We start from the raw sequence: 17263 nt of genomic DNA, 5'->3' as shown, positions 1-17263 counted from the left end.
CGGGGAGACGCGCAGCAGGTGACATGGGCGATCGGCTCCGCCCCTTCACCCGAGCCGCCGCGCAGGTCACGAACATGCCCACGCCTGAGCTTCAGCACATCTGGTGCCTGATACGCCTGGACGACAACGGCAACGAGTTCGTCGTGCGCCGCAGCCTGACCCGCGCCGAAGCCGAGGCCTTGGCCCGCGAGTTCGAGGCCCACGGCCACAAGCAGAGCTACTGGGTCAGGCGACAGCCAAGCGAACCAGAGAGCCGCTGAAGCGGCGGCGGAGCAAAATCCTCTACTTGCCCAGACGGCGCAGGTGGCAGGTCACTTCCTCGCGGTCGTGGTAGAGCTGCTTGCAGGCGATCGACACCTTGATCTTGCGTGCGGCGAAGGCGTCCTCGAGGCGCTGCAGCAGGCGACGCACCTCGGCATAGCGCTGCTTCATCGGCAGCTTGAGGTTGACCACCGCCTCGCGGCACAGCCCTTCGCCTACCCAGGTCTCCAGCAAGGCGGCGCTACGCGCGGGCTTCTCGACGATGTCGCAGACCATCCAGTCCACGGTCTGGCGCGGCTTGTAGGTGAAGCCGTCGACCATCAGGTGCTGGACCAGGCCGGTGTCCATCAGGCTCTCGGCCATCGGGCCGTTGTCGATGGCGGTCACCAGCATGCCGCGCCGGACCAGCTGATAGGTCCAGCCCCCCGGGGCGGCGCCGAGGTCGACGCCGGTCATGTCGCCGGACAGGCGCTCGTCCCACTGCTCACGGGGAATAAAGGTGTGCCAGGCCTCCTCCAGCTTGAGCGTCGAACGGCTCGGCGCCTCGCGGGGGAATTTCAGCCGTGGAATGCCCATGGGCCACTGCGCCGAGTTGCGCGCCTCGGCCAGGCCGAGGAACACCTGGCGACCGCTGAGAAAGGTCAGCAGCAAGCGCGGTTTGTGCGGGTCTTCGACCAGCTTGCCGGCCTTGCCCAGGGCCTTGCGCAGCGGCGCCTCGAACTTCTTGCAGAAATTCGACAGCTCCTTGCCCTCGTTGGTATCCAGCACTTCCAGCCACAGGCTGCCAAACACCGAGGCCTCGCTCAGATGGTCCAGCAGGACACTGATGCGGTCGGTCTCCGGCAACTCGACGAAGGCCCCGCGCGCCCACTGGCGCGGGAAGATCAACTGATTGAAGCGCACCCCGCGCATCAGCCTCTCGGCCCCTTCGGCGTCATTGCAGATGAACTCGGCATAGGCCGAGCTGGGCCTGGCCTTGGCGTAGCCGGCCACCTGCAGGCCGGCGGCCTGCTCGGAAATTTCCGCGCAGACCTCGCTCTCGAAACCGGGACGGCAGTGCAGTAACAAAGTATTCATTGGGGTTCTCCTCGAGGCGCGCATTCTAACGGAGTCGGGAACCCCAGGTGGCAACGGTCTGTCCTGATAGATGGCAAGACCCGCCAAGCAGAGCTAGTTTGAAGACTCTGTTGCGTTAAATCCGGCTCGCGCCGTGCGAGTCCCAAGGAGATGCACAATGCCTTCCCTAGATAGTCTGAACAGTCGCCGCAGCCTCGTAGTCGGCAGCGAGACCTACCAGTACTTCAGCCTGCCGGAGGCCGCCAAGTCCCTCGGCAACATCGACAAACTGCCGATGTCGCTGAAGGTGCTGCTGGAGAACCTGTTGCGCTGGGAGGACGGCACTACCGTGTGCGGCGACGACCTGCAGGCCATGAGCGACTGGCTCAAGCGCCGCGGCTCGGAGCGCGAAATCCAGTACCGCCCGGCGCGCGTGCTGATGCAGGACTTCACCGGCGTGCCGGCGGTGGTCGATCTGGCCGCCATGCGCGATGCCATGGCCAAGGCCGGCGGCGACCCGCAGAAGATCAACCCGCTGTCGCCGGTCGACCTGGTCATCGACCACTCGGTGATGGTCGACAAGTTCGCCACCAAGGCCGCCTTCGAGCAGAACGTGGCCATCGAGATGCAGCGCAATGGCGAGCGCTACGCCTTCCTGCGCTGGGGCCAGCACGCCTTCGATAATTTCAGCGTGGTACCGCCGGGCACCGGCATCTGCCACCAGGTCAACCTGGAATACCTCGGCCGCACCGTGTGGACCAGGGAAGAGGACGGCCAGGTCTTCGCCTACCCGGACACCCTGGTCGGCACCGACTCGCACACCACCATGATCAACGGCCTCGGCGTGCTCGGCTGGGGCGTCGGCGGCATCGAGGCGGAAGCGGCGATGCTCGGCCAGCCGGTGTCGATGCTGATCCCGGAGGTCATAGGCTTCAAGCTCACCGGCAAGCTAAAGGAAGGCATTACCGCCACCGACCTGGTGCTCACCGTCACCCAGATGCTGCGCAGCAAGGGCGTGGTCGGCAAATTCGTCGAGTTCTACGGCGACGGCCTGGCCGACCTGCCGCTGGCCGACCGCGCGACCATCGCCAACATGGCGCCGGAATACGGCGCGACCTGCGGATTCTTCCCGGTCGATGAGATCACCCTGGGCTATCTGCGCCTATCGGGGCGGCCGGAGCAGAGCGTCAAACTGGTCGAGGCCTATTGCAAGGCCCAGGGACTGTGGCGCGAGGCCGGTCACGAGCCGGTATTCAGCGACACCATGGCCCTCGAACTCGATAGCGTCGAGGCTTGCCTGGCCGGGCCCAAGCGTCCCCAGGACCGGGTCGCCTTGTCCCAGGTCAGCCGGGCCTTCGATGAGTTCATGGGCCTGCAGATGAAACCCAGCCCCAAGGAAGAAAACCGCCTGCTCAACGAGGGCGGCGGCGGTACCGCGGTCGGCGCCGCGGAGCAGGCCGGCGAGGCCGACTACCAGCACGATGGCCAGACCCACAAGCTCAAGGACGGCGCCGTGGTGATCGCGGCAATCACCTCCTGCACCAATACCTCCAACCCCAGCGTGATGATGGCCGCCGGCCTGCTGGCCAAGAAAGCCGTGGAGAAAGGCCTCAAACGCAAGCCTTGGGTCAAAAGCTCGCTGGCCCCTGGCTCCAAGGTGGTGACCGATTACTTCAAGGCAGCGGGCCTCACCCGCTACCTGGATGAACTGGGCTTCGACCTCGTTGGCTATGGCTGCACCACCTGCATCGGCAACTCCGGTCCGCTGCTCGAACCCATCGAGAAGGCCATCCAGGAAAATGACCTGACTGTGGCGTCGGTGCTCTCCGGCAACCGCAACTTCGAGGGCCGCGTGCATCCGCTGGTGAAGACCAACTGGCTGGCCTCGCCACCGCTGGTGGTGGCCTATGCCCTGGCCGGCAGCGTGCGCATGCACATCGGCGAGGAGCCGCTGGGCCACGGCAAGGACGGCAAGCCGGTGTACCTGAAAGACATCTGGCCGAGCCAGAAGGAAATCGCCGAGGCCATCCAGAAGGTCGATACGGCCATGTTTCACAAGGAGTACGCCGAAGTCTTCGCCGGTGATGAGCAGTGGCAGGCCATCCAGGTGCCCGACGCCGACACCTACGCCTGGAAGGCCGACTCCACCTATATCCAGCATCCGCCCTTCTTCGAGAACATCGCCGGCTCCCCGCCCCATATCGGTGACATCCATCAGGCGCGGATTCTCGCCCTGCTGGGCGACTCGGTGACCACCGACCACATCTCCCCGGCCGGCAACATCAAGGCCGACAGCCCGGCCGGGCACTACCTGCGCGAGCAGGGCGTCGAACCCAGGGACTTCAACTCCTACGGTTCGCGGCGCGGGAATCATGAGGTGATGATGCGCGGCACCTTCGCCAACATCCGCATCAGGAACGAGATGCTCGGCGGCGAGGAAGGTGGCAACACTCTGCATGTGCCAAGTGGCGAAAAGCTGGCGATCTTCGACGCGGCGATGCGCTACCAGGAAGCCGGTACGCCGCTTCTGGTGGTCGCCGGCAAGGAGTACGGTACCGGTTCTTCCCGCGACTGGGCGGCCAAGGGCACCAACCTGCTCGGGGTCAAGGCGGTGATTGCCGAGAGCTTCGAGCGCATTCACCGCTCCAACCTGGTCGGCATGGGCGTGCTGCCCCTGCAGTTCAAGGCCGGCCAGGACCGCAAGACGCTGCAACTGAGCGGCAAGGAGACCCTAAGTATCTGTGGCCTGGACGGGGTGGAGCTGCACCCGCACATGAACCTCACGGTGGAAATAAAGCGCGAGGATGGATCGGCCGAACGCTTCGAGGTGCTGTGCCGCATCGACACGGTCAACGAGGTCGAGTATTTCAAGGCCGGCGGCATTCTGCACTACGTGCTGCGTCAACTCATCGCCGCTAGCTGAGGCCTCTGTGGCAGGGCACCCGCCCTGCCACAGCGCGGGCGCCAGATGGCTGATCCAGGTCAAAACGGTGTGCCGCGCAGCCAGTATCCTTGCCCTCAACTTTCGCTCGCGGCAGCCGACAATTCGGTATCGCCCCCAGGGACTCATCAGCCATGCGCAACAATCAACCGATCACCCAGCGTGAACGCAGCTTTCCGGCCCAGCAACGGCTGATTTCCACCACTGACCTCAAGGGCCAGATCACCTACTGCAACGACGCCTTCGTCGAGATCAGCGGCTTCAGCCGTGACGAGCTGCTGCGCGCGCCGCACAACCTGGTGCGCCACCCCGATGTACCGGCGGCCGTGTTCGAGCACATGTGGAACACCCTGAAGCAGGGGCGGCCGTGGATGGGCATCGTCAAGAACCGCTGCAAGAACGGCGACCACTACTGGGTCAACGCCTACGTCACGCCGGTCCTGGAGAACGGCAAGGTAAGCGGCTACGAGTCGGTGCGGGTCAAGCCGAGCAGCGAGCAGGTGCGCCGCGCCGAGGCCCTGTACCAGCGGCTCAATGCCGGCAAGTCGGCGGTGTCGGGCAGCGACAGCTGGCTGCCGGTGCTGCAGGACTGGCTGCCGTTCATTCTGATCAGCCAGCTCGGCTTTCTGCTCGGCGCCTGGCTCGACTCCGGCTGGGGCTTTCTGCTCGCCGCCCTGCTCGCCGTACCACTCGGCCTGGCTGGCCTCAGCTGGCAGCGGCGCGGCCTGAAGCGCCTGCTGCAACAAGCCGAACAGACCACCAACGACCCGCTGATCGCGCAGATGTACACCGACAGCCGCGGCGTCCAAGGCCGCCTGGAGATGTCCATTCTCAGCCAGGAGGCCAGGCTGAAGACCTGCCTGACCCGCCTGCAGGACAGCGCCGAGTACCTGACCCAACAGGCCAGGCGCGCCGACACCCTCGCGCGCAACAGCTCCTCCGGGCTCGATCGCCAGCGCCAGGAGACCGAGCAGGTCGCCACCGCGATCAACGAAATGGCCGCCACCACCCTGGAAGTGGCGAGCAACGTGGCACGCACCGCGATCGCCACCCAGGAAGCCAACCGCCTGACCAGCGAGGGACGCAACATTGCCGCGGAAACCCGCGAAGCCATCCAGCGCCTCTCGGTGTCCGTCGGCGAGACCGGCGAGACCGTCACCCGCCTGGCCCAGGACAGCAACGAGATCGGTGGCGTGGTCGACGTGATCAAGGGCATCGCCGACCAGACCAACCTGCTCGCCCTCAACGCCGCCATCGAGGCGGCGCGTGCCGGCGAGATGGGCCGCGGCTTCGCCGTGGTGGCGGACGAGGTGCGCTCGCTGGCCCAGCGTACCGCCGAGTCCACCGGGCAGATCCATCAGTTGATCGCCAAGCTGCAGCGCACCGCCGAAGAAGCGGTGATGACCATGGAGATCGGCCGCAAGCAGGCCGACGATGGCGTCGAGCGCGTGCGACAGGCCGACCAGGCACTCGCCGGGATCAGCGATGCCGTGGCCAATATCGCCGACATGGCCAACCAGATCGCCGCGGCGGCCGAGGAGCAGAGCGCCGTGGCCGACGAAATCAACCAGAACATCACCACCATCGCCCAGCTAGCCGACCAGACCGCCGGCGAAGCCCAGAGCACCGTGCAGCTCAGCGGCGAACTGACGGCCACGGCGCAGGGCCAGTACTCCCTGGTGGAGCGCTTCAACCGCTGAGCACGGGGTGCGCCGGTTCCCGCCGGCGCGCCCATTGCGAATCGGGCCCACCCGCTCCCCGCGCGTGGTGACTGACCTGCCTACGCAGCCCGAGCAATCGGGCTGTTTCCCTGGAGCATTACACAGGTATAACTTCGCCCTGCCCGCTGCCGAGGACTGAGCCGCTGCCTGCACGCCGGGCATGACCGGCCAGGAGGCTGACTGATCCGCGCACCGAGAGGAATGGACGCCAATGAGCCTGCAACAGCACTTCGATCTGCTCGCCCGTTACAACCAGTGGATGAATGGCCAACTCTATGCAGCTGCCGAGAAACTCTCGCCCGAGGCGTTGGCGCAGGACAGAGGCGCGTTCTTCCGCTCCATTCTGGGCACGCTGAATCACCTCGTCGTGGCCGACACGGTCTGGTTGCAACGCTTCGCCTGCCATCCCGAATCAGCGCGCAGCCTACAACCTGCCTGCGAGCTGCCGCGGCCCGCCTCCCTCGAGCAACTGCTGTTCAACGACTTCGACCAGCTCTGTGCGCATCGCCAATGGCTGGACGCGCTGATCTGCCAGTGGGTCTCGTCCCTGCAGGAGCGCGACCTGGACCATGTGCTGAGCTACCAGAACATGAAGGGACAACCGGCGCAGCGACGGCTCTCCAGCTTGCTGCTGCATTTCTTCAACCATCAGACCCATCATCGCGGCCAGGCGACGACCCTGCTGTTCCAGGCTGGGCTCGACGTCGGGGTTACCGACCTTCTGGCCCTGATACCCGACGAAGCCGAGGCCTAGCGGCTCAGCGCCTTGTGCAACCTGTCCCATGGTGCCTTGATGAATCTTCGGCTATCGCCGGCTAGCCCCCAGGACGCCGAAAACGCCGAGCGCCTGGCAAGCTTCAATATGCAGGGCTACTACCGGCGTTACGCCCTTCAGTGGAGTCAGCCGGGGTTCCTCCAATCCTGGCCAACGCTGGAGAGCTACCTGATTGTCGAGGCGGACCAGAGCATCGGCTTTCTGAGCCTGAGTCGCGACGGCCCGCACCTGTACATTCGCGATATCCAGCTAGCCGCGCAGTCCACGGGCAGAGGTATCGGCACCTGGACCCTGGCACAGGTGCTGGCGATCGCGCGTGCTCGCGCGCTGTGCACGGTCCGTTTGAAGGTGTTCATGGATAACCCGGCAAGAACCTTGTACGAACGACTGGGTTTCACCGTCGTCGGCAGCGACGGCCATCTGCTCAAGATGGAACGCCCGTTGGCCTCGCCTACGCCTTGACCCTCTGCGTCTGCATCCCGGCCAGGGGCGAGCCGCTGCAGGCCTCAAGGCAGCAGAAACTTCGCCACCGCGTCCGCCGCCGCCTGTAGATGCTGCTCATGACTGAAGCCCGAGCGCTTCAGCGGCTTGAGGTCGTGATCGGCCGACTCCAGCCAGTGGACGCCGATCGCATCGGCCAATCGATAGCCGGCCACGGTTGGCGCGTCACCCATTGGGTCGCGCTCGCCCTGGACGATCAGGGTCGGCGTCCGCAGCTCGGCGAGATGGGCGACCCGCGGCTTGTCGGCCTTGCCGATGGCATGGAAGGGATAGCCCAGGCATACCAGGGCGTCGGCGCCGAGTTCGTCGGCCAACAGGCTGGCCATGCGCCCGCCCATGGACTTGCCGCCGATCGCCAAGGGACCCGCGAGCTGTTGCCGCACCTCGGCGTATACCGCCCGCCACTGTTCCAGCAGCTTGGCCTGGGGATTGGGCGGTCGCCGCTTGCCATCGACCCGGCGCGCCGCCATGTAGGCGAACTCGAAGCGCAGCACCGCGACACCCCGTTGCGCCAGCAGCTCGGCCATAGTCGCCATGAAGGCACTGTCCATCGGCGCACCGGCGCCATGGGCGAGAATCAGGGTCGCCCTGCTCGGCCCGGCCGGCCGGTTCCACAGCCACTGCTGTCGATCCATTTGCCCAGCCAGTTGATCCGCGTCAATACCCGTTCCCTGCCCAATGCCCATGCTTGCCTCGCTTCGCTATCCGCCGGTCCGAGCCTCAGCTGCGGTCCGGCGTAATGTCCCAAGAGTGAATGAACGCCCAGCCATGAGCGCCACGATTTATTGCAGCAATCACCTTCGGATCGCCGATCTGCCGACCATTATGCCCGCCGCGCCCGCTTCGGTCGGCCCGCGTCACCGGCGAATAGTTGGCGCGACAGCACAGCGACCCAGCGCAGGCTCGAATCGCCCCGTGCCGGCGGCCGCAGCGCGACAAAACCGCCAATGCGACGCTGTGTCGCACCGCGCGTCAGATGGGCTCGCCAAGGCGCCACCCTGAACTAACCTTGCACCGGTCGCCAGCAGCCATGGGCCTAGGCGACCCCCTTCCAAGCGCCTTGCCTTGACAGGCGCTCAAAGCCCAAGCAAGGCACCGGCAGACGGCATCCGAATGCCGCCAGAAAGCCCGAAATGCCCATTTCTCAAAGGTTTGCGTCGTTGCAATGGCTACCTGCTTTCTCCATACTTGCCGCCGATTTTTGTCCCCTAAAAACTCCATTAACCGTGGAACCCCAGCATGAGCACAGCAATCAGTCAGACTGCTTATAACTACAAGGTGGTCCGCCAGTTCGCCGTTATGACGGTGATCTGGGGGGTCATCGGCATGGGTCTAGGCGTGTTCATTGCCGCACAACTCGTGTGGCCGGAACTCAACCTGGGCATGGAATGGACGAGCTTCGGCCGTCTGCGTCCCCTGCACACCAACGCGGTGATCTTCGCCTTCGGCGGTTGCGCCCTGTTCGCCACGTCCTACTACGTGGTGCAGCGTACCTGCCAAGTGCGCCTGGTCTCGGACGGTCTGGCCGCATTCACCTTCTGGGGCTGGCAAGCGGTGATCGTGCTGGCGGTCATCACCCTGCCCATGGGTTACACCAGCTCCAAGGAATACGCTGAGCTGGAGTGGCCGATCGACATCCTCCTGGGTGTGGTATGGCTGTGCTACGTGGCGGTGTTCTTCGGCACCATCATCAAGCGCAAGACCAAGCACATCTACGTCGGCAACTGGTTCTTCGGCGCGTTCATCCTGGTGACCGCCATGCTGCACATCGTCAACAGCATGGAAATGCCGGTCAGCCTGTTCAAGTCCTACTCGATGTACTCGGGTGCGACCGACGCGATGATCCAGTGGTGGTACGGCCACAACGCCGTTGGTTTCTTCCTGACCACCGGCTTCCTGGGAATGATGTACTACTTCGTGCCGAAGCAGGCCGAGCGTCCGATCTACTCCTATCGCCTGTCCATCGTGCACTTCTGGGCGCTGATCACCCTGTACATCTGGGCCGGCCCGCACCACCTGCACTACACCGCCCTGCCGGACTGGGCGCAGTCCCTCGGCATGGCCATGTCGATCATCCTCCTGGCCCCGAGCTGGGGCGGCATGATCAACGGCATGATGAGCCTGTCCGGCGCCTGGCATAAGCTGCGCACCGACCCGATCCTGCGCTTTTTGGTGGTGTCCCTGGCGTTCTACGGCATGTCCACCTTCGAAGGCCCGATGATGGCGATCAAGACCGTCAACGCGCTGTCCCACTACACCGACTGGACCATCGGCCACGTACACGCCGGCGCCCTCGGCTGGGTGGCGATGATCTCCATCGGCTCGCTGTATCACCTGATCCCGAAGGTCTTCGGTCGCGAACAGATGCACAGCGTCGCCCTGATCAACGCGCACTTCTGGCTGGCCACCATCGGCACCGTGCTGTACATCGCCTCGATGTGGGTCAACGGCATCACCCAGGGCCTGATGTGGCGTGCGGTCAACGAAGACGGCACCCTCACCTATTCCTTCGTCGAGTCCGTGGTTGCCAGCCACGATGGCTACGTGGTTCGCATGATCGGCGGCGCCTTCTTCGTCACCGGCATGCTGTTGATGGCCTACAACACCTACCGCACCGTGCGTGCCGCCAAGCCGGCTGAATACGAAGCGGCCGCGCAGATTCCCGCCGGAGTAGCTCACTGATGAAACACGAAATCATCGAGAAGAATATCGGTCTGATGGCGCTGCTGATGGTCATCGCCGTCAGCATCGGTGGCCTGACCCAGATCGTCCCGCTGTTTTTCCAGGACGTCACCAACGAGCCGGTCGAGGGCCTCAAGCCCTACACCGCGCTGCAGCTGGAAGGTCGCGATGTGTACATCTCCAACGGCTGCGTCGGCTGCCACTCGCAGATGATCCGTCCGTTCCGCGCCGAGACCGAGCGCTACGGCCACTACTCGGTGGCCGGTGAGAGCGTCTGGGACCACCCCTTCCTGTGGGGCTCCAAGCGTACCGGCCCGGACCTTGCCCGAGTCGGCGGCCGCTACTCCGACGAATGGCACCGCGCGCACCTGTACAACCCGCGCAACGTCGTGCCTGAGTCGAAGATGCCGTCCTACCCCTGGCTGGTCGAGCACAAGCTCGATGGCAAGGACACCGCCAAGAAGATGGAAGTCATGCGTGGCTTCGGCATCCCCTACACCGACGAAGACATCGCCGGTGCCAAGGACGCGGTGAAGGGCAAGACCGAGATGGACGCGCTGATCGCGTACCTGCAGGTTCTCGGCACTTCGATCAGCAGCAAGCGGTAACTCACGATGCCCTCTTTTCTCACGGACATCGGGACCATCCGCGGCATAGGCACAGCAGTGGTGTTCATCGCCTTCATCGGCGTGGTGCTCTGGGCTTACAGCAGCAAGCGCAAGTCGAGTTTCGACGAAGCCGCCAACCTGCCCTTTGCCGACGACCCGAAACCCGACGAACGTGACGAGCAATCTTCCAGGAGCAATAACCAATGACCACGTTCTGGAATTGGTACGTAACAATTCTCGTACTCGGCACCATCTTGGCCATGACCTTGCTGATCTTCGGCACCCGCAAGGGCCAGCGCAAGGAATCCACCGATCAAACCGTCGGCCATGTGTTCGACGGCGTCGAGGAGTTCGACAACCCGATGCCCAAGTGGTGGTTCATGCTGTTCGTGGCCACCATCATCTTCGCCGTCGGCTATCTGGTGCTCTACCCGGGCCTGGGCAACTGGAAGGGCCTGCTGCCGGGTTACGACTACCTCGACAACGAGGCCAAGACCCCGTTCGCCGCCAACGTGCAGATCGCCGACGGCGAGCGCAACGGCGGCTGGACTGGCGTGCACCAGTGGGAGAAGGAAATGGCCAAGGCCGACGCCCAGTACGGGCCGATCTTCGCCAAGTACGCGGCCATGCCGATCGAACAGGTCGCCCAGGATGAGCAGGCCCTGAAGATGGGTGGCCGCCTGTTCGCCTCCAACTGCTCGGTCTGCCACGGTTCTGACGCCAAGGGTGCCTACGGTTTCCCCAACCTGACCGACAGCGACTGGCTGTACGGCGGTGAGCCGGAAACCATCAAGACCACCATCATGGAAGGTCGCCAGGCGGCGATGCCCGCGTGGAAGGACAGCCTCGGCGAGGAAGGCATCAAGCACGTCACGGCGTATGTACGCAGCCTGTCCGGCCTGAAGACCCCTGAAGGCATAGAGGCCGACCCGGTTGCCGGCAAGGAAATCTTTGCTGCCAGCTGCGCGGTTTGCCACGGCGCCGAGGGCAAGGGCCAGCAGGCCATGGGCGCGCCGAACCTGACCGACAAGACCTGGCTCTACGGCTCCAGCTTCGCCCAGGTGCAGCAGACCCTGCGTTACGGCCGCAATGGCCGCATGCCAGCCCAGAAGGACTTCCTCGGCAACGACAAGGTCCACCTGCTGGCGGCCTATGTGTACAGCCTGTCGCAGAAGCCTGCGCAGGAGTAAAGCCGATCCCTGCAAGCCCTGTTTGAGCGCGACGCCCCGTCGCACCCAAACAGGGCCTTGTCAGGCGTACCATGGCGTATGAGTGAAATGACCCCAGCTGGCGTCAGCCGCCCGGGGCAGCCAATCCACCGCTGTGGTAGCAACCGATGAGTTCACAGATCCCGCTCAAAGACGTCACCCCTACCCCGGCCAAGGTCGAATCCGTCGATCTGTACGCCAGTCGCGAGAAAATCTACACCCGCGCCTTCACCGGCCTCTTCCGCAATCTGCGCATGCTCGGTGGCGCCCTGCTGTTCATCCTCTATTTCGGCACCGTCTGGCTCAGCTGGGACGGCCGCCAAGCCGTCTGGTGGGACCTGCCGGCGCGCAAGTTCCATATCTTCGGCGCCACCTACTGGCCGCAGGACTTCATTCTGCTCTCGGCGCTGCTGATCATCGCCGCCTTCGGCCTGTTCTTCATCACCGTGTTCGCCGGCCGGGTCTGGTGTGGCTACACCTGCCCGCAGAGCGTGTTCACCTGGGTGTTCATGTGGGCGGAAAAGATCACCGAAGGTGATCGCAACCAACGCATGAAGCTGGACAAGGCGCCCATGAGCGGCCAGAAGCTCCTGCGCAAGGCCGCCAAGCATGGCATCTGGGTCGCAGTATCGCTGGCCACCGCGCTGACCTTTGTCGGCTACTTCTCGCCGATCCGCGAGCTGATTCCCGAACTGCTGACCCTGCAGGCCGGCGGCTGGGCGGTGTTCTGGGTCGGTTTCTTCACCCTCGCCACCTATGGCAACGCCGGCTGGCTGCGCGAGCAGGTGTGCATCTACATGTGCCCCTATGCGCGCTTCCAGAGCGTGATGTTCGACCAGGACACCCTGATCGTCTCCTACGACCCACGCCGTGGCGAACACCGCGGCCCGCGCAAGAAGGACGCCGACTACAGGGCCGAGGGCCTCGGCGACTGCATCGACTGCAAGATGTGCGTGCAGGTCTGCCCCACCGGCATCGACATCCGCGACGGCCTGCAGATCGAATGCATCGGCTGCGCCGCCTGCATCGACGCCTGCGACAGCATCATGGACAAGATGAACTACCCCAAGGGGCTGATCAGCTACACCACCGAACATAACCTGTCCGGCCAGCAGACCCAGCTGGCCCGACCGCGCCTGATCGGCTACGCCGTCGCCCTGCTGGCGATGATTGGCCTGTTCGCCTGGGCCGTGTCCAGCCGCCCGCTGGTGGAGCTGGACGTGATCAAGGATCGCGTGCTGTACCGCGAGAACGAGGCCGGGCGCATCGAGAACGTCTACACCCTGAAGATCATGAACAAATCCCAACACGACATGACCTACCTGATCGAAGCCGATGGTCTCGACGGCCTGGTCTACGAAGGCAAGCGCGAGGTCAAGGCGCTGGCCGGGGAAGTGCTGTCGCTGCCGATCGAGCTGTCGATCGAACCGGAGAAACTGCCGTCCAGCGCCAACGAGATCCGCTTCCGCATCCAGTCCGCCGACGAGCCAAGCATTCACAATGACGCCGACAGCCGCTTCATCGGCCCGAGCGTCCGCTGACCCATGAGCAAACCACCCATGCCCGAACAAACCCCGGCCAAACCCTGGTACAAGCATTTCTGGCCCTGGTTCATCCTCGCCCTGCTGGGCTACTCGGTGATCCAGGGGTTCGCCCTGCTGACCATCGCCACGCAGAATCCCCCGGGCCTTATTTCCGACGATTACTACGACGTCGGCAAAGGCATCAATCAGTCCCTGGAGCGCGAGCAGTTCGCCCAGCGCCTGCAGCTGAGCGCCCACCTCGAAATCGACGAGGACGCAGGCGTCGCCTCGCTGCAACTGCAGGGCAACAGCGGCCCCGCGCAACTGGTGCTCAACCTGATCTCGCCGACGCAACCCGAGCGCGACCGCCGCATCGTCCTGCAGCCGCGAGGCCAAGGCCTGTACACCGGGCAGATGCAGGACGTGGTGCAGGGCCGACGCTTCGTCGAGCTGATCGGTCAGGAGGGGGGCCGGGAGTGGCGCCTGTTCGAGGAAGAGACCCTGGAAAGCGGCAAGACCATTCGTCTCGGCGACGCACGCTAATAACAGGCCCGTCCCTCTTCGATGGCGAACCCGATCCCCTGCTTCCACTGTGGCCTGCCGGTACCGGCAGGCAGTCGCTTCCATGCCCAGGTACTGGGCGAAGCCCGTGAGCTGTGCTGCCCCGGCTGCCAGGCGGTGGCCGAGGCCATAGTCGCCGGCGGCCTGGAGCACTACTACAAGCACCGCAGCGAGACGGCCGCCAATCCCCAGGCGCTGCCCCAGGCCCTGCCGGATGAGCTGGCGCTGTACGACCGCGCCGAGGTGCAGGCGCCCTTCGTCGAGCATCAAGGCGAACTCAGCGAAACCTGCCTGCTGATCGAAGGCATCAGCTGCGCGGCCTGCGGCTGGCTGATCGAAAAGCACCTGCGCGCCCTGCCCGCGGTCGCCGAGGCGCACCTCAATCTGTCCAATCAGCGCCTGCAGGTGCGCTGGGCCGACAGCCAGCTGCCGCTCAGTGCGCTGCTCAAGGAGCTGCGCAAGATCGGCTATGCCGGGCATCCCTGGCAGGCCGACGCGGCCACCGCGCAGCTGACCCGCGACAACCGCCGGGCCATGCGTCAACTGGGTGTCGCCGGGTTGCTGTGGATTCAGGTGATGATGGCCACCATGGCCACCTGGCCGGAGTTCAACATCGACCTGAGCCCGGAACTGGACAAGATCCTGCGCTGGGTCAGCCTGTTCCTCACCACGCCGATCGTCTTCTATTGCTGCGGCCAGTTTTTCCGCGGCGCCCTGCGCGACCTGCGCACCCGCCACCTGACCATGGATGTCTCGGTATCCCTGGCCATTGGCGGCGCCTATGTCGCCGGCATCTGGTCGACGGTGACCGGCCAGGGCGAGCTTTACTTCGATGCGGTGGGCATGTTCGCCCTGTTCCTGCTGGCCGGCCGCTACCTGGAGCGGCGCGCCCGCGAGCGCACGGCGGCGGCCACCGCGCAGCTGGTCAACCTGCTGCCGGCCTCCTGCCTGCGCCTGGACGCCGAGGGCCACGGCCAGCGCATCCTGCTCAGCGAGCTGCGCACCGGCGAGCGGGTTCTGGTACCGCCCGGCGCCCTGCTGCCGGCCGATGGCACCATCATCAGCGGCCAGTCCAGCGTCGACGAGTCGCTGCTGACCGGCGAGTACCTGCCGCAACCACGACGCGAGGGCGACAGCGTCACCGCCGGCACCCTCAATGTCGAGGGGCCGCTGACCGTCGAGGTCGAGGCGCTCGGCGACGCCACCCGGCTGTCGGCCATCGTCCGCCTGCTGGAGCGCGCCCAGAGCGAGAAGCCGCGCCTGGCAGAGGTCGCCGATCGGGTGGCGCAGTGGTTCCTGCTGATCGTCCTGGTCGTCGCCGCTGTCGTTGGTTTGGCCTGGTGGCAGATCGACCCGTCGCGCGCCTTCTGGGTGGTGCTGGCCCTGCTGGTCGCCACCTGCCCCTGCGCCCTGGCCCTGGCCACCCCGACCGCACTGACCACGGCCACCGGCAGCCTGCACAGGCTCGGCCTGCTGCTCACCCGTGGCCACGTGCTCGAAGGCCTGAAGCAGATCGACACGGTGATCTTCGACAAGACCGGCACCCTCACCGAAGGCCGCCTGACGCTCAGCGCCATCCATCCGCTCGGCACGCTGGACAGCGACGCCTGCCTGGCCCTGGCGGCCGCCCTGGAAAACCGCTCAGAACACCCCATCGCCCGCGCCTTCGGCCGCGCCCCGCAGGCTGCCGAACGGGTCGACAGCGTTCCCGGCCAGGGCCTGCAGGGCTGGGTTGGCGGGCGCCAGCTGCGCATCGGCCAGCCGGACTTCGTCAGCGCCCTGAGCGGCCAGAACGCGCCGGCCATTCCTGGCCGACATGGGCAATGGCTGCTGCTCGGCGACGAACAGGGTCCACTGGCCTGGCTGGTACTCGACGACCGCCTGCGCGACGACTCGCCGGCACTCATCGCAGCCTGCCGCGCCCAAGGCTGGCAGGTGCTGCTGCTGTCCGGCGACAGCTCGCCAATGGTCGGCGAAGTGGCGCGGCAGCTGGGCATCGAACAGGCCAGAGGCGGCCTGACGCCGGACGCCAAGCTGGCCGAGCTGAAGCAGTTGCATCAGCAGGGTCGCCGCGTGCTGATGCTCGGCGACGGCGTCAACGACGTGCCGGTACTGGCCGGCGCCGACATCAGCATCGCCATGGGCAGCGCCACCGACCTGGCCAAGACCAGCGCCGACGCCGTGCTGTTGTCCAATCGCCTGACCAGCCTGGTCCAGGCCTTCGCCCTGGCCCGGCGCACCCGCCGGATCATCATCGAGAACCTGGCCTGGGCCAGCCTGTACAATGGCCTGGTGCTGCCGTTCGCCGCCGTAGGCTGGATCACCCCGATCTGGGCGGCCCTCGGCATGTCGCTGAGCTCGCTGCTGGTGGTGCTCAACGCCCTGCGCCTCACCCGCATGCCCAATCCGTAGGCTGGAGTTCTCATGTCCGCGCTGTACATCCTCATCCCCGTCGCCCTGCTGCTGGTGGCGTTCGCCATCTGGCTGTTCTTCTGGGCGGTCGACAGCGGCCAGTACGACGACCTCGACGGCCCGGCACACAGCATCCTGTTCGACGACGAGGACCCGAAGCACCAGGCCGGTGTGCAGGAGGCAGGCGAACAAGCGCCGGAGGCCAAGCAGGACCCGGTAGACAAACCCGATGCTTGAACTGGTGCCCCTGCTGCTCTCGGCCCTGATCCTCGGTCTGCTCGGCGGCGGTCATTGCCTGGGCATGTGCGGCGGCCTGATGGGCGCATTGACCCTGGCCATTCCGCCGGAGCGGCGGGCGCAGCGATTTCGCCTGCTGCTGAGCTACAACCTCGGACGAATTCTCAGCTATGGCGTCGCCGGCCTGCTGCTCGGCCTGGCCGGCTGGGCCCTGGCCAGCAGCCCGGCAGCCATCGCCCTGCGCGTGCTGGCGGCGCTGCTGCTGATCGCCATGGGCCTGTACCTGGCGGGCTGGTGGAGCGGATTGACCCGTATCGAAGCCGTGGGCCGGGGCCTGTGGCGGCATATCCAGCCGCTGACCCGACGCTTCATGCCGGTCGACAGCACGGCCAAGGCCGTGGTGCTGGGGTCGCTGTGGGGCTGGCTGCCCTGCGGCCTGGTCTACAGCACCCTGCTGTGGGCCTCGAGCCAGGGCAACGCCCTGGACAGCGCGGCGCTGATGCTGACCTTCGGCCTCGGCACCCTGCCGGTGCTGCTGGCCACCGGCATGGCAGCGGAGCGCCTCACTGCCCTGCTGCGCAAACAGGGTGTGCGCACCACCGGCGGCGTGCTGGTGATCCTCTTCGGCCTGTGGACCCTGCCCGGCCCGCACCAGCACTGGCTGATGGGGCACTGAATCGAATCGCTGCCCTGCGCACCACAACAGCGCTTGGATAGCGGCTCCCCTTCAGTATCGGCAAGGTCCTGGGAATCGCCGGCGCCTGTCTATGCTCCTTT

General features: G+C 65.6%; 16 protein-coding genes. 14 read left to right on the top strand and 2 right to left on the bottom strand.

Going from position 1 to position 17263, the window contains the following annotated elements; all coding sequences use genetic code 11:
* Positions 1-74: 74 nt before the first annotated feature.
* Positions 75-260: a hypothetical protein gene (locus tag LPB260_RS15565; RefSeq protein ID WP_208706724.1), complete on the top strand. Its 186-nt coding sequence runs from the start codon at positions 75-77 to the stop codon at positions 258-260.
* Between the two features lie 22 nt (positions 261-282).
* On the opposite strand, the gene rlmM is transcribed toward LPB260_RS15565, so the two are convergent.
* Entirely contained in the window at positions 283-1338 is a 1056-nt protein-coding gene (gene rlmM, locus LPB260_RS15560; RefSeq protein WP_208706723.1) for a 23S rRNA (cytidine(2498)-2'-O)-methyltransferase RlmM, read from the bottom strand.
* Positions 1339-1495: 157 nt separating this feature from the next.
* Here rlmM and acnA point away from each other — a divergent pair, with 157 nt between their 5' ends.
* The 4 genes from acnA (at position 1496) to LPB260_RS15540 (ending at position 7216) form a co-directional block, all read left to right on the top strand.
* Positions 1496-4240, top strand: a complete 2745-nt coding sequence (gene acnA / locus LPB260_RS15555) for an aconitate hydratase AcnA (protein WP_208706722.1) — start codon at positions 1496-1498, stop codon at positions 4238-4240.
* Between the two features lie 152 nt (positions 4241-4392).
* A complete protein-coding gene (locus LPB260_RS15550) occupies positions 4393-5958 on the top strand; it encodes a PAS domain-containing methyl-accepting chemotaxis protein (RefSeq protein WP_208706721.1) in 1566 nt (521 codons plus the stop codon).
* A 232-nt stretch (positions 5959-6190) separates the two neighbouring features.
* On the top strand, positions 6191-6733 hold the full coding sequence (locus tag LPB260_RS15545) for a DinB family protein (RefSeq protein WP_208706720.1): 543 nt from the start codon (positions 6191-6193) through the stop codon (positions 6731-6733).
* A 39-nt stretch (positions 6734-6772) separates the two neighbouring features.
* A complete protein-coding gene (locus tag LPB260_RS15540) occupies positions 6773-7216 on the top strand; it encodes an N-acetyltransferase (protein WP_208706719.1) in 444 nt (147 codons plus the stop codon).
* 44 nt (positions 7217-7260) lie between these two features.
* On the opposite strand, the gene LPB260_RS15535 is transcribed toward LPB260_RS15540, so the two are convergent.
* Positions 7261-7941, bottom strand: a complete 681-nt coding sequence (locus LPB260_RS15535) for an alpha/beta family hydrolase (RefSeq protein ID WP_208706718.1) — start codon at positions 7939-7941, stop codon at positions 7261-7263.
* Positions 7942-8494: 553 nt separating this feature from the next.
* Between LPB260_RS15535 and ccoN the strand changes: the two genes are divergently transcribed.
* The 9 genes from ccoN to LPB260_RS15490 all read left to right on the top strand — a co-directional run bounded on the left by ccoN (position 8495) and on the right by LPB260_RS15490 (position 17162).
* Positions 8495-9937, top strand: a complete 1443-nt coding sequence (gene ccoN / locus LPB260_RS15530) for a cytochrome-c oxidase, cbb3-type subunit I (protein ID WP_208706717.1) — start codon at positions 8495-8497, stop codon at positions 9935-9937.
* Positions 9937-10545, top strand: a complete 609-nt coding sequence (ccoO, locus tag LPB260_RS15525; RefSeq protein ID WP_208706716.1) for a cytochrome-c oxidase, cbb3-type subunit II — start codon at positions 9937-9939, stop codon at positions 10543-10545. The genes ccoN and ccoO overlap by 1 nt, the downstream gene beginning before the upstream one ends.
* Positions 10546-10551: 6 nt before the next feature.
* On the top strand, positions 10552-10752 hold the full coding sequence (locus LPB260_RS15520) for a cbb3-type cytochrome c oxidase subunit 3 (protein WP_208706715.1): 201 nt from the start codon (positions 10552-10554) through the stop codon (positions 10750-10752).
* Complete coding sequence (gene ccoP / locus LPB260_RS15515) at positions 10749-11735, top strand: cytochrome-c oxidase, cbb3-type subunit III (RefSeq protein ID WP_208706714.1); 987 nt, start codon at positions 10749-10751, stop codon at positions 11733-11735. Before LPB260_RS15520 ends, ccoP begins: the two co-directional genes overlap by 4 nt.
* 146 nt (positions 11736-11881) lie before the next feature.
* A complete protein-coding gene (gene ccoG, locus LPB260_RS15510; protein ID WP_208706713.1) occupies positions 11882-13294 on the top strand; it encodes a cytochrome c oxidase accessory protein CcoG in 1413 nt (470 codons plus the stop codon).
* Positions 13295-13312: 18 nt separating this feature from the next.
* A complete protein-coding gene (locus tag LPB260_RS15505) occupies positions 13313-13819 on the top strand; it encodes a FixH family protein (protein ID WP_208706712.1) in 507 nt (168 codons plus the stop codon).
* 21 nt (positions 13820-13840) lie between these two features.
* Positions 13841-16249, top strand: coding sequence for a heavy metal translocating P-type ATPase (locus LPB260_RS15500; protein WP_208706711.1), 2409 nt, complete (start codon positions 13841-13843; stop codon positions 16247-16249).
* Between the two features lie 12 nt (positions 16250-16261).
* Positions 16262-16486 carry a cbb3-type cytochrome oxidase assembly protein CcoS gene (gene ccoS, locus LPB260_RS15495; RefSeq protein ID WP_208706710.1) on the top strand — a complete coding sequence of 75 codons (225 nt, stop codon included), beginning with the start codon at positions 16262-16264 and terminating at the stop codon, positions 16484-16486.
* Positions 16479-17162 carry a sulfite exporter TauE/SafE family protein gene (locus LPB260_RS15490; protein WP_208706709.1) on the top strand — a complete coding sequence of 228 codons (684 nt, stop codon included), beginning with the start codon at positions 16479-16481 and terminating at the stop codon, positions 17160-17162. The genes ccoS and LPB260_RS15490 overlap by 8 nt, the downstream gene beginning before the upstream one ends.
* Positions 17163-17263 lie beyond the last annotated feature (101 nt).

It is taken from the genome of Pseudomonas sp. LPB0260, from assembly GCF_013388395.1.
This window is presented reverse-complemented; position numbering and strand designations above follow the sequence as displayed.

What these genes read in the sequence shown, in the direction of transcription:
- ccoN (WP_208706717.1), top strand. Translation starts at nt 8,495, where the DNA reads ATGAGCACAGCAATCAGTCAGACTGCTTATAACTACAAGGTGGTCCGC.
- LPB260_RS15535 (WP_208706718.1), bottom strand. Translation starts at nt 7,941, where the DNA reads ATGGGCATTGGGCAGGGAACGGGTATTGACGCGGATCAACTGGCTGGG.
- LPB260_RS15565 (WP_208706724.1), top strand. Translation starts at nt 75, where the DNA reads ATGCCCACGCCTGAGCTTCAGCACATCTGGTGCCTGATACGCCTGGAC.
- ccoO (WP_208706716.1), top strand. Translation starts at nt 9,937, where the DNA reads ATGAAACACGAAATCATCGAGAAGAATATCGGTCTGATGGCGCTGCTG.
- LPB260_RS15545 (WP_208706720.1), top strand. Translation starts at nt 6,191, where the DNA reads ATGAGCCTGCAACAGCACTTCGATCTGCTCGCCCGTTACAACCAGTGG.
- acnA (WP_208706722.1), top strand. Translation starts at nt 1,496, where the DNA reads ATGCCTTCCCTAGATAGTCTGAACAGTCGCCGCAGCCTCGTAGTCGGC.
- LPB260_RS15520 (WP_208706715.1), top strand. Translation starts at nt 10,552, where the DNA reads ATGCCCTCTTTTCTCACGGACATCGGGACCATCCGCGGCATAGGCACA.
- rlmM (WP_208706723.1), bottom strand. Translation starts at nt 1,338, where the DNA reads ATGAATACTTTGTTACTGCACTGCCGTCCCGGTTTCGAGAGCGAGGTC.
- LPB260_RS15540 (WP_208706719.1), top strand. Translation starts at nt 6,773, where the DNA reads ATGAATCTTCGGCTATCGCCGGCTAGCCCCCAGGACGCCGAAAACGCC.
- ccoP (WP_208706714.1), top strand. Translation starts at nt 10,749, where the DNA reads ATGACCACGTTCTGGAATTGGTACGTAACAATTCTCGTACTCGGCACC.
- LPB260_RS15550 (WP_208706721.1), top strand. Translation starts at nt 4,393, where the DNA reads ATGCGCAACAATCAACCGATCACCCAGCGTGAACGCAGCTTTCCGGCC.
- ccoS (WP_208706710.1), top strand. Translation starts at nt 16,262, where the DNA reads ATGTCCGCGCTGTACATCCTCATCCCCGTCGCCCTGCTGCTGGTGGCG.
- LPB260_RS15505 (WP_208706712.1), top strand. Translation starts at nt 13,313, where the DNA reads ATGCCCGAACAAACCCCGGCCAAACCCTGGTACAAGCATTTCTGGCCC.
- ccoG (WP_208706713.1), top strand. Translation starts at nt 11,882, where the DNA reads ATGAGTTCACAGATCCCGCTCAAAGACGTCACCCCTACCCCGGCCAAG.
- LPB260_RS15490 (WP_208706709.1), top strand. Translation starts at nt 16,479, where the DNA reads ATGCTTGAACTGGTGCCCCTGCTGCTCTCGGCCCTGATCCTCGGTCTG.
- LPB260_RS15500 (WP_208706711.1), top strand. Translation starts at nt 13,841, where the DNA reads ATGGCGAACCCGATCCCCTGCTTCCACTGTGGCCTGCCGGTACCGGCA.